Below are 25,938 nucleotides of genomic sequence, written 5' to 3'. Positions count from 1 at the left end.
AATTAAATAATTTTTTTATGTTTACTTTAAGAGTAAAGACAAAGAGAAATTATACCCCCTGTAGCCTCCTATATGCGGAGCTCTGTTTTCCCTGCTTATTTGGAATCCTTATCTTATAAATAATAATATAAAATGCTAATAATAATAATTCGCAAATTCAACTAGATGAAGGAAGATAGTCTTAAGATTAAAATATAGTTACTAAGCTTAACTGCGTGTTAGGGCATTTCGATGTAATTTATCGAAACTTTTTCGTATTCGTACTAAATAAGGAGGTAACAATGTTAAAAAAAGTAACAGAAGGTCCGGCTGGGTATATGCCTCAATCGGCACCATATATGGGAGTTGAACTTGCACCTGAAGGGCAGGCTTTGCTTTATGGAAATAAAGTAAGTGAAGAAGAGGCTATGAGAGATGCAGCAAGAGCATTGCTGACTCGAGATAACCCGACAATTTTCCCTGGTCCACAAGTATTATGGGACTGGAAAGATGATGTAGCTGCAAAAGCAGAAGCGCTTTTAGAGCTGGCGTCTGAAATTCCAAACTGTAAAATTATTCCAATGCCGGATTACAGACCAAAGTATCCAAAAATCGATGTGAAGGCAGAGATTAATCCTAATCACCCTAACCTGACGATTTTGGATAACAAGATCAAAGCGTGTGTTTTTGTCGGTGTACACTGTCACTATGCAAATCTTACTCTTAGAATGATACGTGCAGGTACTGACTGCTACACTGTAGCATTATGTGCCTATATGGGTCATGAAGAGGCTATGGCATCAATCAGAGACCTTCATGCAGACGATATTCACAAATTTAAAGAGATTGTGATTGAAGAAAGAAACAAACTAGGCATTGAGTGGGAAACTACTTTACCACCTGAAAATCCATCTTTACCTAAAGAAGATTTGACTACATTATCACCTGCTGATTATGGTGAGTACAGAAGTCTCATCATGACAAGAAAAGGTGAACATGTTACTGAAGTTGAATAAAGGAGATAATCAATGAGTCCAAATCCAGAAAAAAAATTAGAAAAAACATTAGTAGATATTAACTATCTGTTAAAAGAAGCTCCGAGAGAAAAGCACTTTATCACAGGTGCGCAGGCAATGGCAGAAGCTGTTAAAAGAGCAAGTGTTGATATGGCAATCGCCTACCCTATTACACCACAGTCAGAGGTAATGCACCTTGTAGGTGACATATATGCGCAAGGCCACATTAAAGAGTACTACAGAGCTGAAGAAGAGCTTGGTACCATGTCTGCTATTGCAGGTGCTGCAAGAGCGGGTGTACGTCTTTTTACAGCTACTTCAGGACCGGGACTGCTTCGCGGTTTGGAAGCTATTGTTTCTTGGCCAGGTCACCGTGTTCCGGCTGTCCTTGGAATATTAACACGTGTTATCAATGCACCGTTGTCTATTCAGCCTGATAATATCGAAATGGCATATATGATGCATTGTGGTGCCGTAATGTTACATGCTGAAAATCAGCAGGACACATTTGACTTCACTTTGGCAGCCTTTGCTATTGCTGAAAAAGTTGATGTATACATTCCTGTTGCAGTTGCTACTGAAGGTTTCTTCGTAACACACGCAAAAGGTTATGTTGACATGACTCCGGAAGATATGGCACTGACTGAATTTGATCCGGTAGCCGCACCGGTTCCTGCGATGGACAATGAAACTCCACCTGCAAGAATCCAGCGTGATGCTCCTGTTCAAAAGTCAAACTTTATGTCTTACCTGATTCATGCTGTATGGCAACAGGAAATCTGGGATTCAAACAAACGTGCAATGAAATATATCTATGAATATCTTGGCGGACCGATTGAAGTGAAAAATCCTGAGTCTGAAGTATTCCTTATCGCTTCGGGTTGTGCAGCTGCACAGGCAAGAGAAGCATGGAGATATGCACAGGAAGCAGGTTTAAGCGTTGGTTTAATCAAAGTAAGAGCTATCAGACCGTTCCCGATTGATGAAATCAGAGATGCAGTTAAAAATGCAAAATCTATCATCGTCCCTGAACACAATATTATCGGCTGGTTATGTAAAGAAGTAAAAGCGGCGATTCCAAATGGCGGAATTGTTACAGAGGGACCAAGAGTATACGGTGGTATGACACTTCCGGTTGAGTTGATTATGAAAGAAATTCATAACTCACTTGGCTTAGAATACGACCTAAAACTATAAAAAGGAGATAAAATGAGTTTAAAATATATAACTCCGGCAGAGAGATTTAAAAAATATCTACCAAAAGATTATGTAGAGCTAGTTGACTACGGTCCGTTTGGAAAAACACAAGAAGAAGCCGGACCAGGTAATATGGGGCAGTTTAAAGAGCTCGTTGAAGAGCATCCGATGTGTTCTGGTTGTTGGATGGCATACTATATCAGACTGATTTTTGCTTCACTTCCAAATCCGGAAGATACAGTAACACTGGGTACAGCCGGTTGTGGCCGTTTGGCTATTTCTCAGGCTGCGGTACCGTTTATCTATGGTAACTACGGTGACCAAAATGCTATGGCATCAGGATTGACACGTGCGTTCAGATTACGTTTTCCTGATAAAACAAAAGATGTTATTACTATTGCCGGTGACGGTGGTACTATGGATATCGGATTCTCAATGACTATGCACTCATGGATTCGTGGCGAAAAATTCACGACTATCATGCTTGACAATGAAGTTTATGGAAATACAGGCGGACAATCTTCTGGAATGTCTCCAAAAGGTGCTGTTCTTAAAATGGCTCCAAAAGGAAAAGACTTCGGTAAAATGCCGGCAACAGAGCTTGCCAGAGCAGCCGGTTGTGTCTATACTGTAAGAATGTCTCCGACAAACATCAAAAAAGCGGCTAAGATTATCAGACGTGCAATCTTTGTTGCAAGAGAAGTCGGACCGACATTTATTCATGCATATACATCATGTAATATCGAATATTCAATTCCTACACATGAAGTGTTTGCTGATGCAAAAGCACAGGAAAAAGATCGTTTTACATTTGAAGAATACATGACTGATGAAGCAAAAGAAGTCATCGAACGTGTAGAAGCTGAAGAAAAAGCAGCAAGAATGGCAAGAAAAGCTCAAAAAACAGAGGCGGTAAATTAATATGGCTGATAAAACAAGAAAAAAAAGATATAACATACGTATTTCCGGATTAGGCGGACAAGGTGTTGTAACTACTGCTCACATCCTTGGTTCAACAATGGATAATGCAGGTCAATATGCATCTTTGGTACCGTTTTTTGGTTCTGAAAAAAGAATGGCACCTGTTGAGGCTTATGTAAGAGCTTCAACAGAGCCGATTTATGAAGTTGGTGAAGTTGTATATCCTGATATTATCATGATTTACCACTCACAGGTTGTAACACACGGTAAGTCTTATACAATGCCGTTTTACACAGGTCTTAAGCCTGACAGTTTGATTATCATCAACTCTGAAGTAAATGTACTTGATGAAGATGATGTAAAAGTTTTAAAAGACTTAAGAGCTACTGTTGTTCAGTTTGATGCAACAAAACTTGCACTTGATACGGCAGGAACAGAGCTGGCAACAAATATGGCAATGATGGGTATGATGCTTGGACTTATAAACCTTGTAAGTATTGAAAACATTGAAACAGCGGTAAAAGAGAGATTCCTGGGAACATCATTTGTATCTTCAGGCGGTACAGCTATGCTTGACTCTGCAATAGAGAAAAAGTTTAAGAAAAAAGAAGAGTTACTCCAAAAAAATATGGATGTAATCAGCAAGACTTTTGAAATGGCAAATTCTATCGATTTGGATACTGCTGATTTAATTATTAAGTTCGACATATAAAAGGATAATAAATGTATTATGTAGCAAAAGTTAATTCTGACATGTGTGCCGAGTACAAGTGTAATACCTGTACTCTGTATTGCCCGGAAGCCAATACACTCATGTTTGATAAAAGCGGAAATACATCTTGGGTTGATGTAGACAGATGTAAAGGATGTGCATTATGTGTGTACGTATGTACTGATATGCTCAATCGTGATTGTATTACGATGGAAATGCCTAACGTCGAAGCAGTATAATTTCTGTATATATAGGTCATCCTTTAGGGATGGCTTATACCCTCTTATTGCCATTCCAAAAATTTAAAAAATCTTTTATTATTTATCCAATTCCTTATAAAAAGTTACTTTTATACAATAATGTTAAAATAATATAATTAAAAATCAAAAGGACCATAGTGGAAGTTTCAGTAAAAAAAATCGATGATATTAACTTTATCTTGAGTGGTACGATCGAAAACAATATAATAGAAAACAAAGTGGCAGAATTTAAAGAAAAATTAACACAAAAGACAAATAACGATACGTCAAAAAGTGAAAATATTGAGCAGGAAGCAGCAGGCGAAGTTTTCAAAGAGTTCATCAATACCGGCATCAAAAAAGCAAATATAGACATAGATACTATTTTGGGACAACCGCTCCTGAAAAAATATGAACAGCAGGAGAACAATGTCTACTTCGAGGTCGCGCTCTCAACAAGTCCTCAAATCAATACAGATATAGACTATAACGATATCATCCCCGACTTCACAAAGCCAAAAGCCGATCCTGCAGCAGTGGAGGCAAAACTTCAGGAGTTTGCACAACAGCAGGCTCCCTTTACCAAAATAGGCAAACCTCGGGCAGTAAAAGAAGGTGATGTCGCTGTCATCGACTTTGCCGGTTCTATTGATGGGAAACCGTTTGAAGGCGGCAGTGCAGAAAAATTCAACCTGAAAATCGGATCCCAGTCATTTATTCCGGGTTTTGAAGAACAGATAATCGGAATGGAGTATGGCGAGGAGAGAACCATTACCGTAACCTTTCCGGCAGACTACCAGGCAGAAGATCTGGCAGGAAAAGAGACTAAATTTGCTGTCAAACTTCATGAAATTCAACAGCAGGAAGCCCAAACACCCGATGATGCTTTTGCCCAAAAAATTTTAAGCAATCCCTCGGCAACACTTGACACACTCAAAGAAAAATTTGCAGACCAGATTATATCCGAAGAACTTTCACAACTGTATATGCAGGAGCTTAAGCCAAAGATAATAAATGCTTTAATTGAAAAATTTGATTTCACACTGCCTGAGAATATCGTCGAGCAGGAGATAGATGCAAAAGTGCGCGAAAAAACAAAAAACTACACAGAAGAAGAGCACAAACAGTTCCTCGAAGACAAAGAGAAATTTCTTCAGCTAAGAGAATCTGTACGTGAAGATGCGAAAAGAGTTGTAAAAACTGCCCTTATCGTTGAAGCTTTGGCAAAAAAAGAAGGAATAGATGTTCATATACAGGAAGTGCATGCCGCACTAGGCTATCAGGCAATGATGACAGGCCAGGATGCCCAGGAACTTGTAAAGTACTATGAAGAGAACAATCTTATGACATCTGCCAAAATGGGTCTTACCGAAGATAAACTTTTTGGAAAACTCCTGGGATTTCATAATCAGTAAAGATCCAATGATTCAAAAAATCTGGGACTGGGCTGATAAAAACAATATATCCGATTTAGAGTGGATAGCGCATGATTCCTATCTCAAAGGTGGCTATTTCAGAGGACTTCCGAGAGACAAAGAATCATTGCTCGGACTGCAGGAGCTCAATCTTCTTGGCAGTCAGCTTTCAGACTTGCCGCCGGAAATAGCCTGTCTTAAGAATTTAAAAAAACTTTATATGCTGGGAAACCGGTTGAAGAAACTGCCCCCGGAGACAGGCCTTCTGACACAGCTTGAAGAACTTTATCTTGCAGGGAATCAATTGGAAGAACTGCCAAAAGAGATAGGGTCTTTAAAAAATCTGAAACTGCTTCTTTTGCAGGAAAACAGACTCTCATGCATACCAAAAGAGATCGCTTCGCTCAAAAATTTAAAAACATTGGAACTGGGCGCAAATCAGCTTTCATCCCTTCCTGCTGAAATCGGACAATTGACAAATTTAACCAAGCTGACTTTCTGGAAGAATCGGCTGAGCACCCTGCCTGACGAGATTGAAAATCTGCTAAACCTGGAAGAGCTGGACTTCACTTACAACAGGCTTTCATTAACCCAAGGGCATGCCCTGTGGCTGGACAGGCTTATGCAAAAAGGCTGTTGTGTTTCTATATAAACAGGTGACTCTTGTCAGGATTTTTTTCCTGATATTTGACAATATACGAACATTGCGCCACAGCTTTTTTATTCTCTTTTTCTATCTCTTTGAGCACATCTTCAAGCAAAGCTTTTGCAAGACCTTTTCCCGCCAATTCTTGCGGTACAATAGTATGTGTCAAGTGCATCTTGCCATCCTGATCATCATATGTTATATAAGCTACATGTCCCTCTATATGGTATTCGTATCTGCACTCATCTGGATTGTGAATTAAAGTATTTGACATCTCTTTTCCTTTTTTTTCTATAATTTTATCATGCTAAATTTAAAAAGAAACTACCCTGTCAATTACATAAATTTCACAACCTTTATATAAGCCTAAGAAATGAAGATGTTTTCTTCTTTAACTTCAAATTACTGTAGTTTTATCTAAAATACAAAAAAAATATTGTGAGGTACTGATTATATGGCTACTCAAGAAACAAAACGGTATATGGAAATGCAAATGCAGGAGCTTAAAGAAGCCTGTGCCGCAAATGAAGAAGAAAAAAACCCTGCTCCAAAAAAAGCAAACAACAATAGGGATAAAAATGCTGAAATTGCAAAACTCTATGAAGATGCAGCCGAGTATGAAGAAGATTTAAAAGGCTTTCAAGAAGAACTTGAAATAGTCAATGCAAATGAATTTAAAGATATTCCCGACTTGTTAAAAGAAAAATTCTCAACACAGGAGAGAGACTATGCACAAGAGATAAGAACTCTTTTGGAAGCTACATGGGCACACTATGTAAATGTGGAAAAAACACATCCTCAGGAGCAGCTTGATATTATAAAAACAACTGCGTTAGATGAAATTGTCACAGCACTTGCCAAAGCCTACCCTGATTATGAAGGTGATTTTGAGTCGGATATAAAAGAGATACTTGTCAAGAGATGGGAAATGCTCATAGCAATCAAAAAAGAGCATATCAAAGAAGAGATAGCAGAAATCAAAATATTAGGTCTTAAGCCGAATTATGTCCAAAGAATCTATAAACAGTTTCATGGCATAGAATAAGAAAATATGATGTAAGAGCAGTTTTTCGTTTTTTACACACTTTTGTCATGTTTCAGAAAAAGAGTTCTCATATCTGCATGGATACTGTTAACTTTGCTATAATTATTCTATAGACGATATTATTTCAGGAGAGTTTGTTATGGACGCAGTAACGAAAGAAAAATTAGAGAAAGTTGTTACACTGGTAAACAAAGCGATGGTAGATCCGGATATAGATATTGATTATTGTATACCCGGTGTTGAAACAACGGTAAAAGAGTGTGATGTATCAGAAACCCCTTTTGTATTAGTTACCTATGTTTTGGGTGATTACAACAAACATACACGTAAAATTCATTTGGATGCAACCTTATTGCGGGAAACACCCGAGGAGATCGCCAACAGAATAACATTTTCCATTGAAGAGTTCAAAGGTGAAATAGATTCTGTAGAGATGGGCTGATGCCCTCTCTGTTTTTTATTTTACAGTAAAAGGAATTTCATCCAGTGAAAAATCTTTTAATTTGGAAGTTATCCATTCATACTCTTGAGAATTTTCATTGACATAAAAATAAAGTGCTCCGCCGTCTTCGTCATTTTGGACAAGAATATTACTCTCGTTTTGCAACTCCCAGGCAGCCAAGCCTTCATATTGTGTGAACTCTTTTGCAAGCACATAGCTTTGCAGTGTTATTCCCTTTTCCAGTGAATAAAAAAGAAATCTTTTCGAAGCGATATCTGAAACTTTGACAGGAACAGATGCATTTAAATTAAATATTTTATACTCAAAAGCATCCAATAATTCGGACAAAAACTCTTGACTCCATGCCATAACTTTTTTCATACATTGAGAAGTTTCAGGATCTAAATTGTCTCTGTCCAAATAAAATGTATTATAATCCTTACAGATATTACTGTATTCAATGCCAATGCCTATTTTTTTCAAACTAAACTTCTTTTACCACTTTTACATCATTTCCGACTGCAATTCCGCCGTATTCAAGAGGCGTTACAAAAAGACCGCGTTTTCCTTTTATCAGTGCAGGAAGTTCAGGAGCGAATGCATACAGATACCGGTAATCTTCACACGGCCCGTTAACTTCAAAAAGCATCTCGCCGATCTCTATTATCGAACCTTTGTTGAGATGATACAGGTCAACATCCACGTAAATATCTTCCATTAAAAGTCCTCTTTCAAACACAAGTTCTGCATCTTCTATGATGTCATAACTTTTTTTTGAAACCAAAACCATTGGCTTCACTTCACCGTTGTCATAGTCTCTGCTCCCAACAATTCCGTTCTCATCGCAATCAAAGTCTTCACATTTCATACGATGCCCCGCACGCATCATATCAGGCATCGTCACAAACAACGATAATACTTTTCCCTCTGTCATTTCTTATCCTTCATATCATTATAAAATTTTAATGATAGTAACATAATTTGTCTGTAGCCTTATTACTAATTTTAATTAGATAAATAAAATAATAATAGATAAATTCTCTACTGCGTGCTGTAAATAAGTATATATCCGACCAAAAGCCCGCCAAAAGTTCCTATCAAATACCCCATTATTGCCATCAGTACACCTATACTTACAAGTGCTTTGTTGTAAGTTGCCGCAAGAATTGGTGCCGAAGCCACACCGCCTATGTTTGCCAGAGAGGCAACCGAGATACTGAATAAATCGAGCTTGAATATTTTTGCCCCTGCCACCATTATCAATGCATGCACAAGCAAGACGGCAAAACCGGCAAAAACATACATGCCAAGACCACTGAAGCTTTCTATGACAGCACGAGAACCTATCAGTGCTATTAAAATATAGAGCATGGTTGTTGCCACTTCGTTTGAACCGTTTATAAACCGTAATTTTGTAAAAGAGCCGAGCACCCCTAAGAGTGTGGAAAAAACAACAATACTTGTCGTTGTATTGAGTATCACCAATTTTTCGGCTATTATCTGAGAAAACAGAGATGCTCCGAGTGCCAGAAGAATTAGGAGCCAGTATCTTTTAGCACCCACAGAACAGGCACAACCGATTTTATCCAGATAGGCAAGTTTTTCTTCACTCTTTGTAAACCTGTTGAATATTTTTGCAAAAGGGACCAAAAAAAGCAAGAGCATCACCCATACAGTATAATTGACACTGTCCACAACAAGAGCATAGGCAAAGGCATCTTCACTTACATGTAAAGCACTTCCGACAGCGATCATATTTGCCGTACCTCCCATCCAACTCCCTGCGAGTGCGCCAAATGCTGCTGCTGTTACTTTGTCAAACCCAAACAAATATGCAACGGCTATAAAGGCAAAAGCAATGGAAAAAACAGCTAAAACATAAGCGATCAAAAGCGATTTTTTGAGCTTGAAAAAATGCTTAAAATCCACTTCCAAAAGCATCAAAAAAAGCATTGCCGGCAGCAGATTCGTTTTTGTCAGTCTGTAGACAGCTGTAATCTCCTGATTTTGCGCAAACACTCCCGAAGAGGCAAGCAGCATAGAAAAAGCATATATCAGCACAACAACAGGAATATACTCGAAAAATTTGTGTTTTGTTTTGATTTGTGCAAAACTGAGTGCTGCTACAAGTAAAGCAAGTGTAAAAAGATATACCAAAGGAGAGTCAATCAAAGCTTTAACCTACTTTTTCATTAGTATATCATATAATAGCGACATGGTAAATCAAAGCAAATTAGCCTGGGGTTAAAACCTCACTGCCATTAAGTTGAGAAAATTAATGCTTTCTCGGAACCGGTACTTCAGTGCCGGCTGTTGCAATAGTCTTGCCACTTTCAGCCGGCACTGAAGTACCGGTTCCAAATAAATGCTTAACTTAATGGCAGTGAGGTTTTAACCTAGGTTCCAATATGCTTTATAATATAATTAAAAGTGAAACTCTGATGGCAAAAAAATATGTGATTTTAGATACAGAAACAACAGGTACAAATGAAGAAGACAGAATAATTCAACTCGGTTATATGGTTTTAGGCACAAAAGAGATAGAAGTGCATAACGAATTTTGTTCTGCTGATATTGCTATAAAATACGGTGCGATGGAAGTGCATGGGATTACGCCTGATTTGATTGAAGGCAAGCCGCCTTGTGTAGAGACACAGGCATACAAAAGACTTCTGGAATTAAATACTGCAGAGAATTATCTCATCATTCACAATGCCCCTTTTGATATAACAATGCTCGAAAAAGAAGGCTTTGTAACACAGATGAAAGTTATAGATACGCTAAGGGTTGCAAAACATGTTATGCCGGATGAAGAGGCGCACAGACTGCAGTATTTTCGCTATAAAATGGAACTCTACAAAGAAGAAGAAAAAGAGGCCGAGGCACTTGGCATCGTTGTCAAGGCCCATGATGCCATCGGTGATGTCCTTGTCTTGAAACTCTTTCTCTCTAAACTCAAAGATATTGTCCAAGAACAGTTTCCAAATGAAAATCCTGTTGAAAAGATGGTCGATTTAACCAACACTCCTATTTTGGTACAAACATTCAGATTTGGAAAACACAAAGGCAAAAGTCTTGAAGAAGTTGCAAGTGAAGATGCAGGATATCTGCGATGGATGTTGAAGAATATGGAAAATATTGATGAAGATCTGCGCTACTCTATCAACTACTACCTGGAGTCATAAATCCAAACAGTATAAACAGAAAAAAAGCAATAAAACCGCTTATAAGCGCATAAGGGAGTTGTGTCTTTACATGTTCGATTACCTCACAATCACTTGCCAAAGAGGAGATAATTGTCGTATCAGAAATAGGAGAACAGTGATCCCCAAAAACACCGCCGCTGATAACCGCTCCTATTGCCAAAGCCACATCAGCATCCATCCCAACAGCCATCGGTACGGCTATGGGTATCATAATGCTGAAAGTACCCCAGGATGTTCCTGTGGAAAAGGAGATGATGCTGCTGAGCAAAAATATCACACCGCTTAAAAGAAACAGACTCAGAGACTCATTGGCAAGTGAAGCCAGATACTCCCCTGTTTTCAAGTCAACCGTTACTTCTCCTATAGCAAAAGCAAAAAGCAGTATCACAGCAATCGGAAAAAGTTTTTTGGCTCCAATGTAAGCACTTTTTGTATAAGTTTTTACAGACATGTTTTTTGTCCCGACATAATAGAGAAACATTACACTCAAAGTAGCAAGCATTGTATAGTAAATAGAAGTCGAACCGCTTCCTTTGAGCATATTGCCCTCTCCCGTTATGTATAAGAATACAAACACAAATGCAATCATCAAAAAGATCGGGATAAGCATATAATTCATACTCACATGCGCGTTTACATGTAAAGAAGTTTTGGCTAAAGACGGCTTGGCATGTTTCATCGCACCAATGTCAATATTAAACCAAACAGCCAAAAAAGTGACGACTAAAGCACTCATGGCATAAAAATTATACATGACGCTATGGAGTAATAAATTTACATTATCACCTTCTATGATGCCTGTTTGTATTTGCGTCGCAATCAGTCCGAGCAAAAGCGCACCCCAGCCATTAAGAACAATTAAAGAGCTGACAGGCGCAGAAGTGGAGTCACAGACAAAAGCCAGTTTGGCATGCGGCACTTTTTCTTTGTCGCAAAGCGGTCTGCCGACAGCTCCTGCTATTAAAGAGGTTATAGAAGATTCTATAAAAATCAATACACCGATAAAATAACTGACAAGCAAAGCGGAACGGGGAGAATTGACAAGTTTTGTTTTTTGGGTCATAAAAGAGACAAATCCGTTAATGCCTCCGCTTTTTTGTATCAACTCCATAACGCTTCCGACAAGCACTGCAAAAGCCAGTGTCTTAAGTATCCACCCTTCACTTAACAAAGAGAAAAAAAGTGCAACTAGAGCATCAGCCGTTGCAAGGAATGAAAAACCATGCAGAAAAAAAAGTCCTAAAAATATACCGCCAGATAAAGAGAGTACAATATTTTTGGTATAGAGCGCCAAAATAATGGCTAACAAAGAAGGGAGAACCGAGAGAGAAGAGAGTTCTATAAGAAGCCTTTAGAATTCCATAGCCAGAAGCATAACACCGGCTCTGCCAAAAATTTCTCTGTACGCATCACACTCTTTTTTATCGACAATTTCAAAGCCGAGTCTCTTATAAAAAAGTTCTGCTTCCAAAGACCCTATCTCTATAACGGTCTGTACAATACTGTAGCCCTTGAGTCTTGCAGTGAGCAGACTTTTTTGCATCAATGCTTTGAGTACACCCACATCAATAAATCCCTCAAGTTCTTCCATAAAATCAAACATCAATCTGCTTTTGCTTGTATTAAAACTGCATTCATACACAACTTCCAACGGTTTTTGGATCTCATCACCGCAACCTATCTCTTTAAGGGCCTCTTCAAAAGCCTCTTTTGTTGCAATTCTGGGCTCATAGCTACATAAGCTTCCCACACTCTTTCCGTCCATTTGCGCTATTAAAAAATTTTTGTAATGGCAATGGCTTTTTGACTGTGTCTGTGTAAGCTTTTGTAGTTTTTCCAAGACTTCTGTATCATTATCTGTCCCAAAAAGCACATCAAAAAGACCCTTCTTTTTCCCTGCCCGTGAACTTTGTAAAATCATTTGTGCTAAAAAAGAAGCATCTTCAGCCGTAGCCTGTTTTATTTTAAGACTCATTGTTTTATCCAAACTTTAATTTTATCTATTTTACTCTTGACATCGTATAATAGTAATAGTACCATACTTTATGATAAAAAGTTTCTTAATTACAGCAAGTTTGTCAATTTTCTTGTTTTCTTCCCAGCAAATAGTGCTCGTTGTTGCCAATGATATGAACAGTTCATCGGCAAAACTCGAATGTTATGAGGGCTCAAACAAAGTCTTTGAGACAATGAGCGTCAATTTGGGGAAAAATGGATTAGGCTGGGGTGCAGAAAGCAGGGAATTTCAAAAAAATCCTGATGAAGCGTTGAAATATGAAGGTGACAAAAAAGCACCTGCAGGGATTTTCAGCCTAAGTGCAATTTTTGGTTACGCTCCAAAAAGCAATTATAAAATGCCCTATCTTTATGCTGAGAAAAATCTGATATGTGTTGATGATACAAACTCAAATTTCTATAATCAGATAATTATGGCACAGGGAGATGAAAAAAGCTTTGAATATATGAGACGAAACGATGTCCAGTACAAAACAGGCATAGTCGTTGATTATAACAAAAAGTCAGCAAGAGGAAGAGGTTCATGTATATTTATGCATATTGAGCGTGCACCGAAGAGTCCCACTGTCGGCTGTACTTCCATGAGTGAAAAAGATATAAAAAAGATTGCCGGCTGGCTTGATAAGAAGAAAAACCCTGTTTTAGTGCAGATTCCAAAAAAATCCTCTAAAAAGGTTCTCAAACTTTATCCGCAGCTGAAAAATTCCGAATTGCTCAAATAAAAAGAGGATTACTCCTCTTCTTTAGACATTTTATCTTTGGCTGCAATACCCATAAGTGAAAGTCCTGTTTTTATACTCAACGCAACCATCAGCATGAGCTTTAAAAGCTTTGCTTCATCTTCTGTACCGATCATGCGCACATCATAATAAAACTTATGCAAAGAAGCTGCCAGAGATTTCAGGTAATCAGTTAATTTCTGCACCTGTCTTGTGTTAAAAGCATCTTCAATGATTTCAGGCAGCAAAAGTGCATCAAACAATAGTGTATCTGCATTTTCTCCAAGATTTTTCAAACTTGCATTTGCAATATCCTCTTTGGAAACAGTTGCCTTGGAGAGCAGTGTTTGAATACGTGCATGTGCATACTGAATATAAAATATAGGATTCGAGCTGTCCTGTTTTTTAAACTCTGCCAAATCAAATTCGAGTGCGGTATCGCTCTTTTTCGATGCAAAAATAAAACGCAGAGCATCTGCACCTATCTCTTCGACTATATCACTCATAAGTATGACATTGCCGGCACGCTTACTCATTTTATACGGTTCGCCGTCTTTTAAAAGACTTACCATCTGAGAAAGCAGCACTTCAAGTTTTTTTGAGTCATATCCCAGATATTCAACTGCTGCCTTCACACGGGCAATGTATCCGTGATGATCCGCTCCCCAGATATTAATATAATGATCATACCCGCGTTCAAATTTTTGATTGTGATAGACTATATCGCCGGCAAGATAAGTCGGGCGACCGTCTTCACGGACAACAACTCTGTCTTTTTCATCACCTTTAGCCTCTGAAGCTATCCAGAGTTTGCCCTCTTTTTCATAAATGCCGTCGCCCATCTTTTGCATCACTCTGCCCCAGTCAGCATACAAAGTTGATTCATACACAAAAGTGTCAAAGAAAATATTCAAATCACCCAAATCTTTGACAATGATTTTCATCACTTCATCTTTTGCCCAAAGCGCCAACTCTTTTTGACGAGATTCATCATAAAAAATTTCTCTGCCGAATTTTTCCATCGCATCACGGGCAAGTGCATCCAAATACTCTCCGCGGTAATAACTCTCAGGATATTCTACCGTTTCATCTAAAAGATGATCTCTTGCATAAAGCTGAATAGAAAGTCCAAGCAGATCAATCTGATTGCCGGCATCATTTACATAATATTCGGCTGTTATATCATATCCGAGATGTTTTGCCAGACGGTACAGAGTATCGCCGTAAACAGCACCTCTTGCATGACCGATATGCAGAGGTCCGGTTGGATTTGCACTGACAAATTCTAAAAGTATTCTTTGGTTTTTTTCCTGTTTTGCAAACTCTGCAGGATTCTCCAAAGCCCAGGAAGCATACTCAGCTAAAAAATCTTCACTTAAACGAAAATTCAAATAGCCTTTGACGGCCTCTACTTTGGAAAATACTTCACTCTCTTCAAAAGATGAAGCCAGTTCATCCGCAATGACCATCGGAGATTTTCTGAGTTCTTTTGCCAAAGAAAATGCTATAGGAGTAGCAAAGTGACCAAAAGAACGATCACGTGGCTTTTCTAAAACAACTTCACGACCTATTTTTTCGCGTAATAACGCCGATACACGTTGTTTCAATGTTTAGGCTTGTGTTGTAGATTTAGGAGTTGATTCAGTAGAAGCTACTTCATCACTTTTTTCAACTTTTTTCGGTGTCTCAACTTCTACTTCATCAACCTCTTTCATTTCTGCTTTGAAGTTTTTGATTCCTTTTCCGAGACCTTTTGCTAAATCAGGTATCTTTTTTGCTCCAAATAATAAAACGATAATTCCGAAGATTATCAGTAGTTCAGTTCCACTAGGCATTCCCATATTTTTTCCTTGTTATAAATTATGTTGTGAAGTATAACTCACATTTGCTGTAAATTCTCTTATCACTATATATTATGTTTTGAAGTTTTACAAATCTTCCCATTTTTGGACAAATTTGTTAATCTCTTCATTTGATTTTTTAAATCTTGCAACAGTTGCAATAAGACGCAGTTTTTCAGCAGCAGCATCCAAATCATCATTTATCAAAAGATATTCATACTCAGAGACTCTCTGAATTTCACGTCTGGCCATTTGAATTCTGCGTTCTATCACTTCTTGCGCATCCGTCTGTCTGTTTTGCAGTCTTCTTTTCAATTCACTCAGCGTCGGTGGCGTAATAAACACAGAAGTTGTAATATCCCCGAGCCGACTGTTAATTGCACTGTTCCCCTGCACGTCTATGTCAAAAATAACCAGTTTTCCTTCAGAGAGCGCTTTTTTAACCGGCTTGAGTGAAGTTCCGTAGTAATTTCCATGCACAATGGCATACTCTAAAAACTGATCTTCTTCTATCTCTTTTTTAAACTCTTCTTCATCCACAAAATAATAATCCACACCATCCGCTTCTCCCTCTCTCATAGGACGTGTTGTTGTAGATATGGAAAAATAACATTCACCGATATCATCGATAATTTTATGGATTAAAGAACTTTTTCCCGCCCCGCTTGGACCGGAAAGAACCAAAACTGCCCCGTGAATAGCACTCATGAGTTGTCACCCAATGTAATATTTATACTGATTTTCATTCCTTTCATAGATGCTGCAACATCTTTGTCACTGAGTGCCTCAAGAAGTTTTTTCAGTGCTTCGACTCCACTGTTTTGTTCTTTATTCTCCTCTTCAGACTCTACTGTTTCTTCAGGTTCCAAAAGATCCGTCTCTTCTGCTGTTTCTTCCTCTGTCTCTTCTCCCAGAGCCTCTTTTAAATCTTTGCTTGTCAGGCTCTCCAACGGATCAATCTCGTTTTTTGCTATTTGAAGCAGAGTATCTTCATCCAGTTCGCTCTCTAAATCTTCTTGTGTCAGATTTTCAACAGCATTTTGAATTTCTTCTTCCAGGCTTGCATCTTCTGCCTCTTGCGGCATCTCTAAATCATCTACAGGATCACGCGAAATATCGACATCTGCTTCGTCTTCCAAATCCAATGCCAGATCCATTGCCAGGTCACCCTCTTGGGCATTGAGTTCATCTGTGACAATTTCGTCTATTTCCTCTTCAAGCTCTTCTACTGTTGCTGTATCGAGTTCTTGCAATTCTTCGTCTTCAAGTGCTTTGACTTCCTCTTCCAAATCAAAACTCTCCTCCTCTGAAATATCAGCGTCTGCTTCATCTTCCAGATCCAATGCCATGTCATAAGCCTCCATGAGATCCTCTTCTTCGGCAGATGCCTCTTCTGCTTCCGGTTTTTGCTCCGGTGCCTCTTCATCCAAAGACTCATCCAGGGAAAACTCTTCTTCATTTAATCCCATCTCATCCAGTTCCAGACTCTCAAGATCATTTTGTACTTCCTCATCAAAAGAGAGATCTTCTTCATTTTCATCAAGCAGATCTTTTACCTTCTGTGCCTCTTCATCATCCAGTACGCTTTCACCGAAATCTTCTTCATCATCATCCAAAATCAACTCATCATCCAGGTCCAAATCATCAGTCAGCGTATCCAAATCACCCAAATCATCCAATTCTTCTATTTCATTCTCTTGTGCATGCAGTTCTTCAACCGGCATCTCATCTGCTTCTTTTTTGATTTCTTTTTCCAACATCATAAAAAGTTCTACCAAATCAGTCGGTAAAAAAGGTTTTTTCAGTATTGATGAAAAAGAATCTCTCTCTTTGGCATCTTTTGCACATATAAACAGTGATTTCTTATATTTTATTTTTGCCTCTAATTCATGCAGTAAATCATCAGTGTAAACACTGTCATCAACAATAAGCAAATCATAATCATGTGATGAAATCTCCTCAAGACCAGAGGCTGTTTCTACTTCATCAGAAGTTTTTTGTGCACTGAGCGTCACTAATTTATTTACAACGGGATTATCATTTAAAAGCAGTATTTTCACGCATATTCCTTTGGATGATCTATTGATTGAATTTCAAAAATCTCTATTAGCACTATTGTATCAAAAAAAAACTAAAAAAGTATTTCCAAAGAGTTAAATGCTTCTTGAATTTCTCCCTTGAGTAATAGCATAATTGTAGTAAAAGTTGCTATAAGCACGACAAAAGCCACCATTATTTTAATAGGAAAACCAATGACCAGAAGGTTAAACTGAGGCATTGTCTTCATAAGCATCCCAAATATGACATCGGCCAGCCATGAAAGTGCAATTACGGGAAAAGCAATAATAAAACCGACCAAAAACATGTTTGATGCCGCATGCATAATGTAGTGGAACAGATCTTTACTCATCATAAAACCGCCCAGAGGCACTGTTTTTAAAGAGTGGTCGACAAAAAGCAGCATCCAGTGATGCAGATTGAGTACAAGCAAAATCATTAAGCCCATCAAAGAGAGAAACTGAGAAATTATAGGCATTGAAATGCCTGACTGCGGATCAATAGCACTTGCCATCGAAAAGCCCATCATAAAAGATATTTGACCGCCTGCAAAAGTAATGACATTATAGGCAAGCTGCAATACAACGCCCACTGACAGACCCAGCAAAAGTTCACCCAGTATAGCAATGACAACAGTAGGCACATCAATACTTATATGCAGAGGAGGCATAGAAGAGTAAAAAACGACTGTAAAGAGAAAAGCCATGGTCGCTTTAATGTTCATTGGGATATTTTGATGATTGAAAATAGGCACAGCAATAAACAATCCGGCAAAACGAAAAAAAAGCAAAAGAAAGGCTACTACATTCGTTTCGTTAAGTATCTGTGTCCATCCCACTTTTCTAACCTTATTTAATTGGTTTCAATGCTTTGTCTTCAAGTTTATAGACTCGTTTACACATGTTGGCCAGACTATTGTCATGCGTTACAAGTATCATACCGGCATCATTCTCCTGACAATAATCAAAAAAAAGTTTCATTACTTCCGCAGCCGTTTTATTGTCAAGATTTCCTGTCGGCTCATCGGCAAATATTATTGAAGGTTTTTTTGTCAAAACCCTTGCAATAGAGACACGCTGTTGCTGTCCGCCTGAGAGTTCCGTGACTTTTTGGTGCATGCACTGCTCGATTTCCAAATCTTTGATTAAACTGTTGTCTATCTCTTTTTGTGAAAGAATTTGGGCAACTTCAAGATTTTCATAGGCACTAAAGCCTTTAAAAAGATAATGGGATTGAAAAACTATACCGAGTTTGTTTCGTTTTATAAGCGTCAGCTCTTTTTTACTCATAGAGGCTGTCTCTTTTCCAAAAAGCGTAACAGTCCCCTTCTTTGGTTTCAAAAGAGTAGATAAAAGATGCAGCAACGTAGACTTTCCGCTCCCGCTCATACCGATAATAGCAATACTTTCATTACTTTCAAGAGAGAGGGAAACGTCAGAAAAAAGCTCATATTCAAATGAGTGTGATAAATTTTTGGCAGATAATAGATTCATAGGGCTATTATATTCTACTCTTGCTTATTTTAAGCATTAAAAATTTTATCACAGCCTTTTTTTGAACGTCTGTCCAGTTTTATAAAATAGACTTTTTCAATAAATTTTTTCATAATAAATGCCACAAATCCGCTGATGTATATATTGGAAATTTTTCCTGCTGCATACCTGCGTCCCAGGGCAATCAACATACCACGTGACCGGATATCATGCGCTTTGAGATTTTTGTTTGTGCCGATACGCATAATATTTTCACTGCACAACTCTGCCATCTGCTCAGCAACATCTGCCGTAGGTGCTATTAATTCACCTTTATTATACAAAGTGGCACAGTCACCTATGGCAAAAACCTCTTTTTTTGAACCTGCCTGCAGATACTCATTGATATTTAAAAAACCCCTCTCATTTTTCGGCAAGTCAAGTTTATAGATGAGTCCGTTTGGCTCAATTCCTCCGGCAAAAATCATAAAATCCATAGGTATGGTCTCTCCGTTGCTCAGTGTAACACTCTCTTGTGTCAAAGAGACCACTCTTGCCTCTGATTTTATAACGACTTCGAGATCCAGCAATCTTTTGTGAGACTTTTCGACTAAAAAATCATCCAAACCTTTGAGTATCTGCTTTGATGAACTGACAAGGACTATATTTAATTTTCTGCATAAAAAATTATTTTCACAATAAAACTCTTTTGCATATGATGCCATCTGTGCCGCTATTTCAACACCGCTCAGTCCTGCACCGGCAACCACAATACTCAAAGCCTTACATGTAACACCGCTCTCCTGTACTTTTTTAAAAAGTGACATTTCAAACTTTTGTTTAAAATACATCGCACGATGCAATGCCTTGACTCCATGAGCATACTCTTTGAGACCCTTGATGCTGTTGACAAATTTTGTCCGTGCACCCACAGCTATAATAAGATAATCATAAGAAAACCGTTGTGTATCAGTAATGACTTTTTTATTTTCAAAGTCAATATTTTCGACTTCCTGTTTGTAAAAACTGACATTTCCCTCAAATCCGCTGCAGTAGGTAAAAAGATCGACACTCACTTTTGCAAAATCTTTTTCATTGGCAATAAGCTCATACACATCTGTCTGCATAAAATGATAGGCATTTTTATCAAAAAGTGTAATTTGATTGTTTTTGTCTTTGGCAAGATTTTCTACAGCCCTGAGACCGCCGTAACCGCCGCCGATAACAATAATTTTATTATAATTATTTATACTCATGCAAAAAGTATAGCATAAAATTCAGGAAAACGGAGTTTTTAAAAAAGGGAGGGGTTTGTAGTAAGAAATGAGTCAAGCCAAAGGCTTAGCTCATTTGTGCTGCAACTTCTGCTGCGAAGTCGTCTTCTTTTTTCTCGATTCCTTCACCTACTTCAAGGCGAATAAATTCAGTAATCTCGGCAGTACCGCCACATGCTTTTGCTGCTTTTTCAACTGCCTGAGCTACAGTTAATTTGTCATCTAAAACATATTGCTGGTCTAAAAGTGCCTGTTCCTGATCAAGAAGTGTGTTGTCTAAAATAAAACGGGCAATTTTACCAGGAATAATTTTGTCTAAAATTTTCTCAGGTTTTCCCTCTGCAAGCAATTCTGCTTTGATGTCAGCTTCAGCCTGCTTCATCACTTCATCAGTGAGTTGCATCATAGAGATGTATTTAGGTACATTTTTCAAAGGTTTTCCGAGTCTTTGCAACTCTTCATTCTCTTTTTTCAGTGCCTCAATACGACCCTGTGTTTCACTTGCAACATACTCAGGATCAAAATCTTTATAGCTGAGTGTTGTCGGTTTCATAGCCGATGCATGCATAGCAATCTGTTTCAATGTATCTTTCATGCACTCCGCAGTCTTTTCACTGTCACATTTTGCTTTTACAATAACGGCTATACGGCTGTTTGAGTGGATATATCCGTTTAATGCCTCATCCGGAGCAGCTGTAAGCGTACCAAAACGGCGTACTTCGATTTTTTCACCGATTTTCGTTACAGTTTCTGTAAACTTGGCACCGAATTCACTTGCCATAAGCGCATCAACATCAGCAGGCTGATTGTTGTATACCTCTTCTGCCGTATCTTTTACAAGATTTTGGAAGCCTTCGTTTTGTGCAACGAAATCTGTTTCAGAATTTACTTCAACCACAGAAGCTTTCGAGTTGTCATCAGCCATTTTCAGTCCAACAAGACCTTCAGCCGCAACACGGTCAGCTTTTTTGGCTGCTTTGGCGATACCGCGCTCTTTTAAAAGCTCTTTCGCTTTTTCCATATCTCCGTCAGCTTCAACTAAAACTTTTTTACAATCCATCATCGGTGCATCAGTTGCCTGACGCAACTCTTTTACCATTGCTGCTGTAACTGCTGCCATAATTATGCTTCCTCTGTAGTTTTTTCTTCAGTTGCAGGAGCTTCTGTAGCTGCTGTTTCTTCACTTGCAGCTTCTTCTGTTTGCTCTTGCTCTGCCGGTGCATCGCGAAGTGCTTTTCCTTCATTGATAGCTGCTGTCATTTCACGACAAAAAAGCTGAATAGAACGGATAGCATCGTCATTACCAGGAATAGGATATGTGATAAGATCCGGATCACAGTTTGTGTCAAGCGGTGCTACAATTGGAATATCTAAACATCTTGCTTCCAAAACTGCAATATGCTCTTTTACCGCATCAACAACAAAAAGCATATCAGGAAGTTTTTTCATATCTTTGATACCACCGAAATACTGTTCAAGTTTGTCTTTTTTGCGAGAAAGCATTAATGCTTCTTTTTTCGTCAAAAGATCTATCTGTCCGTTTTCCTGCATTTGTGTAATCACATCAAGTTTACGAATAGACTTTTGAATAGTCGGGAAGTTTGTAAGCATTCCACCCAACCATCTGTTGTCTACATACGGCATACCACAAGCGATAGCTGCTTCTCTTACAGAATTACGTGCCTGCTTTTTTGTACCGACGAAAAGAATAGTCTTGCCCTCAGCTGCCGCATCCATAACAATAGTATATGTGTTACGGAAATAACGCAAAGTTTTTTGTAAATCTATAATATAGATATTTTTACGAACACCAAAAATGTATTTTTTCATTTTCGGGTTCCAACGACGTGTCTGGTGTCCGAAGTGTACACCGCATTCTAAAAGGTCTTTCATAGTTACCATAGGGTATCCTTAAAGGTTTTGTTTCAAACCAGAAATTTGTCAGTTGGCTTTGGTAATGTCGAACAATTATCCGTTAAAAAACGGGTTGCACTGACTTTTGACACATACCTGTTAATATTTTCTCTTACATGTAAAAGAAAAATCCGCGAATTATACTAAAACTTTATTTAAAGCCAGCTTTTTTAAAAATATGCAATTTTGCATTTGCATAACAAATATTTATATATATCTGCACTTGTTTAAAAGTAAATTTATCTTAAACAATGTATAGTATCACAGAAACAACACAAAAAAGGGATGAAATGAAGAAACCTCTACTGCTTTCTTTAGCAACTATTGCTATTTTAGGAACAACAAATGTAAATGCCGAATCAATGTATGACAGATTTCAAGTAATGGAACTTGAAATGAAAAAGATGAAAAAAGAGCTTGATGCCCTTAAAGCAAAAGAACAGGCATCTATGATGCAAGAAGATGCTGATGAGGAAGAATCGGCTGATGATACCGAGGCAACAGCTTCATCAGATGAAGAAGATGACGAAGATGATGATGAAATGACGGTAGAAGAGCAGCTCGCAGAGATTCAAGATTCCATTTCTAATCTCAACAGAAACACCAACGGAAATCACATAAAATTCAATGTTGATTACAGATTTGCCGTTGACAATCTTCAGTACAAAATGGCAGACGGCAGCACACAAAAGAACAATGCTTTTATGACAAACCGACTCTGGTTAAATATGAACTGGGCGGCTACAAAACACCTGAGTTTTACAGGGCAACTTGCATACAACAAAGCATTCGGTGCCAGAAGCGGTGCTTCCAATCCTGCAAATGCCTCTTTTGAAACATTTGACTGGATAGCCAATGAAAATGCCTATAACGATACCTTAAGAGTACGTTCTGCATACTTTTTCTACAAAAACGACACTTTTATGGGCAGTGATATTCCCTGGACATTCAGTGTAGGACGCCGTCCTTCAACAAACGGACATCTTGTCAACCTGAGAGATGATGACCATGCAGCTTCTCCGATGGGGCACACAATCAATGTTGAATTTGACGGATTGAGCTCTAAATTTAATTTAGAGAACGTAACCGGTATTGACGGGATGTATGTCAAATTCTGTGCCGGCCGCGGCATGAGCAATGCAGCCCCAAGATTTAATACAGCCCCTTATGCAGATACAACTTCAAATGCATCGATAGACCTGGTTGGACTGATCTTTACTCCTTGGAGCGACGGACAGTATTCTGTTAATTCCCAGTACTATTATGCAGGAAACCTGATTGATGTTGTCAATCCCGCAAACCAGACACAAGGTTTTCAGACTGTCGGCAACATACACTCATTTACAGCCAACTTTGTGGCAAACGGTATAGGAGACGGAATCAATGACTTTTTAGACGATACACTCTTTTTTGTCAGTGGCGCGGTAAGTATTACAGACCCGGACAAAGGACAGAGCATGCTTGGCAGCGCGGTTGATGAAAGCGTGAAAGGGTATTCTTACTGGATTGGGCTGCAGGTACCTTCACTTGTGACAGAAGAGGGAAGATGGGGAATCGAATTTAATCACGGTTCAAAATACTGGAGAAGTATTACCTACGGTGAAGATACGAACATCGGTTCAAAACTCGCAGCTCGCGGCAATGCATACGAGGCATATTTTACAGAACCTTTGATAGAAGATATTTTATCTTTTCAGATTCGCTATACATATATAGACTATAAATATGCCGGAAGCAACGGCTTCTTCGGAAGCACTTCAGGAAATGCAATGAGCATTGACCAGGCAATTGCAGCCGGTTTAGGTTCCCAGGTCATAGATACAGCCCAGGATATCCGTTTCTATCTCAGATACAGATACTAGTTTTTGGGTATCTCTTTATCTGGCTCAGCCAGATAAAAACCCTGTACCCGTTCAATATCAAGCGATTTGACTATTTCAAACACCGCTTGATTATGAACGAACTCCGCTACAATTACCAGGTTTAATTTCTTGGCAAAATCTACAATTGTTTCGACTACTATGCGTGCATTGTTATCTGTTTCAAGATTTTTGATAAGACTGCCGTCAATCTTAATGTAATCAACATCAAGCTTGAGCATATGCTCAAAATTGGAATACCCCGCACCAAAATCATCTATAGAAATTTTACAGCCCAATGTTTTCATCTTGCGTATAAAAACTGAAACCTCTTCATAATTTTCAATCCCTTCCGTCTCAAGAATCTCAAAAACTATTTTTTTGCTGACACCGTATTTTTTAACGGTTTTTTGAATATACTGCACCATCTCTGCATCAAGCATATCATCAATAGAAAGATTGACCGAAAACGATGTATCTCTGTGCTCAAAATACTGACAGCTTTTACTCAGCATAATCTTTGTTAACTGCGGATAGAGTTTACTTTTTTGGGCAATATCTAAAAACCTGTAAGGACTGACAACTGAGCCGTCTGTCTCTATCAGGCGAATAAGGCATTCATAACTCACCGCTTTTTTCGTTCGGGTATCAAAAATAGGCTGGAAAAAAGGCACTATTCTCTCTTCTTTTATGGCAGCTTTTAGTTTTTTCACCCACTCCATATTTTCTTGATATTTTCTCTCTATTTCAAGTTTTTCATCATACAGCAGAAAATACTTTTTCTGCTCTTTGGCAACTTTAAGGGCAATATCTGCTTTTTCCAACATCTCATTGGGCTGCAATGTTCCACCCATTGTCACACGGATATAAATCTCGTTTTCTTCATAATGAAATACCATCTGTTCAATCTCTTTTGACAGACTGTTGACAATTCGCATAAAAGTCCTGTGAGAAGGCCTTGCTCTAAAGCACAGCGCAAATTCGTCTCCTGAGAGTCGTGTGACACTGATGTTTTGCTCCTCTTCGACAAAAGCCTGCAGTTTTTTTGCAAATTCTCTGAGGACATAATCCCCTGCAATCTGTCCGTAGAAATCATTTATCTCTTTAAAGTCATCTATATTTAAAATCAGCAATGCCCCGTCATTATTCAAATTTTCTATATTGTAAAAAAGTTTTTTTCTGTTGGGCAACTGTGTCAGATCATCTATAAAAAGCTGTCTTTTCAACTCTACTGTTTTCTTCTCGACTTCTCTTGCCAGATAGGCGTTGATATCTTTTTGTTTTCTTGCATAGTCAAATACTTTCTCCTGCATCTCATTTAATGCAGAGACTATAAGCGCGATCTCATTATTCTCTTGTATCGGTTCTATCTTTAATTTTTTCTCCGGTGTAAAACCTTTTAGTATATTGGCAATTTTTCGCAAAGGCTTGAGCAAATTATCTATATAGGCACCAAGAAATATAAATATCAGGAAAAGAATCACAAGCATTTTGAGAAGCAAATGTGTATACTGTTGTATAAGCTGTTCATAATTGTGATTTGAGTAGCTTAAAACAATTGTTCCTATTTTCTTCCTGGAATTTGGCTGAAGAATATCCCATTTGATGGTAAAAAGACTCTGATAACTGTTTTTAGATCTTGTTTCATAAATCAACCTGTCCTTTTCAAAAACCTTCACAGAGAGAATTTCTTTATTTTGCATTAACTGCTTCAGTTTCACATCAATTTGGTTTTCCAGTCCCAGATACATATCTACCGCTATCAAAGGTTCTATTGTTTTTAAGATGAGGGTTGCTTTTTGAAATTCCATATTGTAAAAGGCGTGTTTGTTTATTTTTTCAAATGCAAAAAAAATCCCCCCAATTGTAATAAATGAGGTGATTACGATGGAGCTCATAATCCTGAATGAGAGCGATTTGAATTTTTTTTCTTTCATGCAGCAAGCCTGTTTTTTGCATATATTTTA

General features: G+C 38.3%; 27 protein-coding genes. 11 read left to right on the top strand and 16 right to left on the bottom strand.

Annotated features, from left to right (window positions below; translation table 11 throughout):
- The first annotated feature begins 317 nt into the window (after positions 1 to 317).
- The 6 genes from MLC35_RS02235 (at position 318) to MLC35_RS02210 (ending at position 6,131) form a co-directional block, all read left to right on the top strand.
- Positions 318 to 995 (top strand): carbon monoxide dehydrogenase beta subunit family protein, encoded by a 678-nt coding sequence (locus MLC35_RS02235; protein WP_346389315.1) that lies wholly within the window; start codon positions 318 to 320, stop codon positions 993 to 995.
- A 12-nt stretch (positions 996 to 1,007) separates the two neighbouring features.
- Positions 1,008 to 2,192 (top strand): transketolase C-terminal domain-containing protein, encoded by a 1,185-nt coding sequence (locus MLC35_RS02230; protein ID WP_434637613.1) that lies wholly within the window; start codon positions 1,008 to 1,010, stop codon positions 2,190 to 2,192.
- A 12-nt stretch (positions 2,193 to 2,204) separates the two neighbouring features.
- Positions 2,205 to 3,113: a thiamine pyrophosphate-dependent enzyme gene (locus MLC35_RS02225; protein ID WP_346389313.1), complete on the top strand. Its 909-nt coding sequence runs from the start codon at positions 2,205 to 2,207 to the stop codon at positions 3,111 to 3,113.
- Between the two features lies 1 nt (position 3,114).
- The gene (locus tag MLC35_RS02220; RefSeq protein ID WP_151901052.1) at positions 3,115 to 3,825 is read left to right on the top strand and encodes a 2-oxoacid:acceptor oxidoreductase family protein; all 711 of its coding nucleotides are present in this window, start codon (positions 3,115 to 3,117) and stop codon (positions 3,823 to 3,825) included.
- Between the two features lie 397 nt (positions 3,826 to 4,222).
- Positions 4,223 to 5,479 carry a trigger factor gene (gene tig, locus MLC35_RS02215; protein WP_434637611.1) on the top strand — a complete coding sequence of 419 codons (1,257 nt, stop codon included), beginning with the start codon at positions 4,223 to 4,225 and terminating at the stop codon, positions 5,477 to 5,479.
- Entirely contained in the window at positions 5,448 to 6,131 is a 684-nt protein-coding gene (locus MLC35_RS02210; protein WP_434637609.1) for a leucine-rich repeat domain-containing protein, read from the top strand. Before tig ends, MLC35_RS02210 begins: the two co-directional genes overlap by 32 nt.
- Here the strand turns inward: MLC35_RS02210 and MLC35_RS02205 are convergent.
- Positions 6,124 to 6,399: a GNAT family N-acetyltransferase gene (locus MLC35_RS02205; RefSeq protein WP_346389311.1), complete on the bottom strand. Its 276-nt coding sequence runs from the start codon at positions 6,397 to 6,399 to the stop codon at positions 6,124 to 6,126. The genes MLC35_RS02210 and MLC35_RS02205 overlap by 8 nt on opposite strands.
- Positions 6,400 to 6,579: 180 nt before the next feature.
- On the opposite strand from MLC35_RS02205, the gene MLC35_RS02200 reads away from it, so the two are divergent.
- The gene (locus MLC35_RS02200) at positions 6,580 to 7,170 is read left to right on the top strand and encodes a hypothetical protein (protein WP_434581074.1); all 591 of its coding nucleotides are present in this window, start codon (positions 6,580 to 6,582) and stop codon (positions 7,168 to 7,170) included.
- A gap of 139 nt (positions 7,171 to 7,309) precedes the next feature.
- Entirely contained in the window at positions 7,310 to 7,612 is a 303-nt protein-coding gene (locus MLC35_RS02195) for a hypothetical protein (RefSeq protein ID WP_151901058.1), read from the top strand.
- Between the two features lie 15 nt (positions 7,613 to 7,627).
- On the opposite strand, the gene MLC35_RS02190 is transcribed toward MLC35_RS02195, so the two are convergent.
- The 3 genes from MLC35_RS02190 to MLC35_RS02180 form a co-directional block, all read right to left on the bottom strand.
- Positions 7,628 to 8,095 carry a hypothetical protein gene (locus tag MLC35_RS02190; protein WP_151901059.1) on the bottom strand — a complete coding sequence of 156 codons (468 nt, stop codon included), beginning with the start codon at positions 8,093 to 8,095 and terminating at the stop codon, positions 7,628 to 7,630.
- Between the two features lies 1 nt (position 8,096).
- Positions 8,097 to 8,546, bottom strand: coding sequence for a hypothetical protein (locus MLC35_RS02185; protein WP_151901060.1), 450 nt, complete (start codon positions 8,544 to 8,546; stop codon positions 8,097 to 8,099).
- A gap of 107 nt (positions 8,547 to 8,653) precedes the next feature.
- Positions 8,654 to 9,784: a DUF819 domain-containing protein gene (locus tag MLC35_RS02180; protein ID WP_434637607.1), complete on the bottom strand. Its 1,131-nt coding sequence runs from the start codon at positions 9,782 to 9,784 to the stop codon at positions 8,654 to 8,656.
- A gap of 269 nt (positions 9,785 to 10,053) precedes the next feature.
- On the opposite strand from MLC35_RS02180, the gene MLC35_RS02175 reads away from it, so the two are divergent.
- On the top strand, positions 10,054 to 10,797 hold the full coding sequence (locus tag MLC35_RS02175; protein ID WP_346389307.1) for a 3'-5' exonuclease: 744 nt from the start codon (positions 10,054 to 10,056) through the stop codon (positions 10,795 to 10,797).
- Here the strand turns inward: MLC35_RS02175 and MLC35_RS02170 are convergent.
- Together MLC35_RS02170 and MLC35_RS02165 are read right to left on the bottom strand one after the other, a co-directional pair.
- The gene (locus tag MLC35_RS02170; RefSeq protein ID WP_434637605.1) at positions 10,775 to 12,127 is read right to left on the bottom strand and encodes a Na+/H+ antiporter NhaC family protein; all 1,353 of its coding nucleotides are present in this window, start codon (positions 12,125 to 12,127) and stop codon (positions 10,775 to 10,777) included. The two genes, MLC35_RS02175 and MLC35_RS02170, sit on opposite strands and share 23 nt — an antisense overlap.
- A 42-nt stretch (positions 12,128 to 12,169) precedes the next feature.
- Positions 12,170 to 12,793, bottom strand: coding sequence for an acyl-CoA acyltransferase (locus MLC35_RS02165; RefSeq protein WP_151901551.1), 624 nt, complete (start codon positions 12,791 to 12,793; stop codon positions 12,170 to 12,172).
- 70 nt (positions 12,794 to 12,863) lie between these two features.
- Here MLC35_RS02165 and MLC35_RS02160 point away from each other — a divergent pair, with 70 nt between their 5' ends.
- Positions 12,864 to 13,556, top strand: coding sequence for a L,D-transpeptidase family protein (locus MLC35_RS02160; RefSeq protein ID WP_434637603.1), 693 nt, complete (start codon positions 12,864 to 12,866; stop codon positions 13,554 to 13,556).
- A gap of 8 nt (positions 13,557 to 13,564) precedes the next feature.
- Here MLC35_RS02160 and argS read toward each other — a convergent pair whose 3' ends face one another.
- The 9 genes from argS to rpsB all read right to left on the bottom strand — a co-directional run bounded on the left by argS (position 13,565) and on the right by rpsB (position 22,100).
- Entirely contained in the window at positions 13,565 to 15,160 is a 1,596-nt protein-coding gene (argS, locus tag MLC35_RS02155) for an arginine--tRNA ligase (protein WP_434637601.1), read from the bottom strand.
- 3 nt (positions 15,161 to 15,163) lie between these two features.
- Positions 15,164 to 15,394, bottom strand: a complete 231-nt coding sequence (locus MLC35_RS02150; RefSeq protein WP_151901065.1) for a Sec-independent protein translocase subunit TatA/TatB — start codon at positions 15,392 to 15,394, stop codon at positions 15,164 to 15,166.
- Positions 15,395 to 15,481: 87 nt separating this feature from the next.
- A complete protein-coding gene (gmk, locus tag MLC35_RS02145; RefSeq protein ID WP_151901066.1) occupies positions 15,482 to 16,102 on the bottom strand; it encodes a guanylate kinase in 621 nt (206 codons plus the stop codon).
- On the bottom strand, positions 16,099 to 17,454 hold the full coding sequence (locus tag MLC35_RS02140; RefSeq protein ID WP_346389304.1) for a hypothetical protein: 1,356 nt from the start codon (positions 17,452 to 17,454) through the stop codon (positions 16,099 to 16,101). Before MLC35_RS02140 ends, gmk begins: the two co-directional genes overlap by 4 nt.
- A gap of 71 nt (positions 17,455 to 17,525) precedes the next feature.
- Positions 17,526 to 18,290: a flagellar biosynthetic protein FliR gene (gene fliR, locus MLC35_RS02135; RefSeq protein ID WP_434637598.1), complete on the bottom strand. Its 765-nt coding sequence runs from the start codon at positions 18,288 to 18,290 to the stop codon at positions 17,526 to 17,528.
- A 10-nt stretch (positions 18,291 to 18,300) separates the two neighbouring features.
- Positions 18,301 to 18,945, bottom strand: a complete 645-nt coding sequence (locus MLC35_RS02130; protein WP_434637596.1) for an ABC transporter ATP-binding protein — start codon at positions 18,943 to 18,945, stop codon at positions 18,301 to 18,303.
- A gap of 29 nt (positions 18,946 to 18,974) precedes the next feature.
- A complete protein-coding gene (locus tag MLC35_RS02125; RefSeq protein ID WP_434637594.1) occupies positions 18,975 to 20,180 on the bottom strand; it encodes an NAD(P)/FAD-dependent oxidoreductase in 1,206 nt (401 codons plus the stop codon).
- A gap of 85 nt (positions 20,181 to 20,265) precedes the next feature.
- Positions 20,266 to 21,318: a translation elongation factor Ts gene (gene tsf / locus MLC35_RS02120; protein ID WP_151901071.1), complete on the bottom strand. Its 1,053-nt coding sequence runs from the start codon at positions 21,316 to 21,318 to the stop codon at positions 20,266 to 20,268.
- Between the two features lie 2 nt (positions 21,319 to 21,320).
- On the bottom strand, positions 21,321 to 22,100 hold the full coding sequence (gene rpsB, locus MLC35_RS02115) for a 30S ribosomal protein S2 (protein WP_418641012.1): 780 nt from the start codon (positions 22,098 to 22,100) through the stop codon (positions 21,321 to 21,323).
- Between the two features lie 302 nt (positions 22,101 to 22,402).
- Between rpsB and MLC35_RS02110 the strand changes: the two genes are divergently transcribed.
- Entirely contained in the window at positions 22,403 to 23,974 is a 1,572-nt protein-coding gene (locus MLC35_RS02110) for a DUF3373 family protein (protein WP_434637592.1), read from the top strand.
- On the opposite strand, the gene MLC35_RS02105 is transcribed toward MLC35_RS02110, so the two are convergent.
- Entirely contained in the window at positions 23,971 to 25,908 is a 1,938-nt protein-coding gene (locus MLC35_RS02105) for an EAL domain-containing protein (RefSeq protein WP_434637590.1), read from the bottom strand. The two genes, MLC35_RS02110 and MLC35_RS02105, sit on opposite strands and share 4 nt — an antisense overlap.
- Positions 25,909 to 25,938: the final 30 nt, after the last annotated feature.

The sequence above is a fragment of the Sulfurimonas sp. NW7 genome (genome assembly GCF_051132265.1).
GTDB classification, from domain to species: Bacteria; Campylobacterota; Campylobacteria; order Campylobacterales; family Sulfurimonadaceae; genus Sulfurimonas; species Sulfurimonas hydrogeniphila.
Note: the sequence above shows the minus strand (reverse complement) of the source record. Positions and strands in the feature narration are given on the sequence as shown.

Bases quoted from the DNA above. Each gene is read 5' to 3' on its own strand.
- MLC35_RS02195 (WP_151901058.1), top strand. From the start codon at position 7,310: ATGGACGCAGTAACGAAAGAAAAATTAGAGAAAGTTGTTACACTGGTA.
- MLC35_RS02200 (WP_434581074.1), top strand. From the start codon at position 6,580: ATGGCTACTCAAGAAACAAAACGGTATATGGAAATGCAAATGCAGGAG.
- MLC35_RS02165 (WP_151901551.1), bottom strand. From the start codon at position 12,793: ATGAGTCTTAAAATAAAACAGGCTACGGCTGAAGATGCTTCTTTTTTA.
- MLC35_RS02185 (WP_151901060.1), bottom strand. From the start codon at position 8,546: ATGACAGAGGGAAAAGTATTATCGTTGTTTGTGACGATGCCTGATATG.
- MLC35_RS02160 (WP_434637603.1), top strand. From the start codon at position 12,864: ATGATAAAAAGTTTCTTAATTACAGCAAGTTTGTCAATTTTCTTGTTT.
- MLC35_RS02225 (WP_346389313.1), top strand. From the start codon at position 2,205: ATGAGTTTAAAATATATAACTCCGGCAGAGAGATTTAAAAAATATCTA.
- MLC35_RS02230 (WP_434637613.1), top strand. From the start codon at position 1,008: ATGAGTCCAAATCCAGAAAAAAAATTAGAAAAAACATTAGTAGATATT.
- MLC35_RS02130 (WP_434637596.1), bottom strand. From the start codon at position 18,945: ATGAATCTATTATCTGCCAAAAATTTATCACACTCATTTGAATATGAG.
- MLC35_RS02235 (WP_346389315.1), top strand. From the start codon at position 318: ATGCCTCAATCGGCACCATATATGGGAGTTGAACTTGCACCTGAAGGG.
- MLC35_RS02220 (WP_151901052.1), top strand. From the start codon at position 3,115: ATGGCTGATAAAACAAGAAAAAAAAGATATAACATACGTATTTCCGGA.
- MLC35_RS02175 (WP_346389307.1), top strand. From the start codon at position 10,054: ATGGCAAAAAAATATGTGATTTTAGATACAGAAACAACAGGTACAAAT.
- tsf (WP_151901071.1), bottom strand. From the start codon at position 21,318: ATGGCAGCAGTTACAGCAGCAATGGTAAAAGAGTTGCGTCAGGCAACT.
- MLC35_RS02150 (WP_151901065.1), bottom strand. From the start codon at position 15,394: ATGGGAATGCCTAGTGGAACTGAACTACTGATAATCTTCGGAATTATC.
- MLC35_RS02105 (WP_434637590.1), bottom strand. From the start codon at position 25,908: ATGAAAGAAAAAAAATTCAAATCGCTCTCATTCAGGATTATGAGCTCC.
- rpsB (WP_418641012.1), bottom strand. From the start codon at position 22,100: ATGGTAACTATGAAAGACCTTTTAGAATGCGGTGTACACTTCGGACAC.
- MLC35_RS02125 (WP_434637594.1), bottom strand. From the start codon at position 20,180: ATGAGTATAAATAATTATAATAAAATTATTGTTATCGGCGGCGGTTAC.
- MLC35_RS02205 (WP_346389311.1), bottom strand. From the start codon at position 6,399: ATGTCAAATACTTTAATTCACAATCCAGATGAGTGCAGATACGAATAC.
- gmk (WP_151901066.1), bottom strand. From the start codon at position 16,102: ATGAGTGCTATTCACGGGGCAGTTTTGGTTCTTTCCGGTCCAAGCGGG.
- MLC35_RS02110 (WP_434637592.1), top strand. From the start codon at position 22,403: ATGAAGAAACCTCTACTGCTTTCTTTAGCAACTATTGCTATTTTAGGA.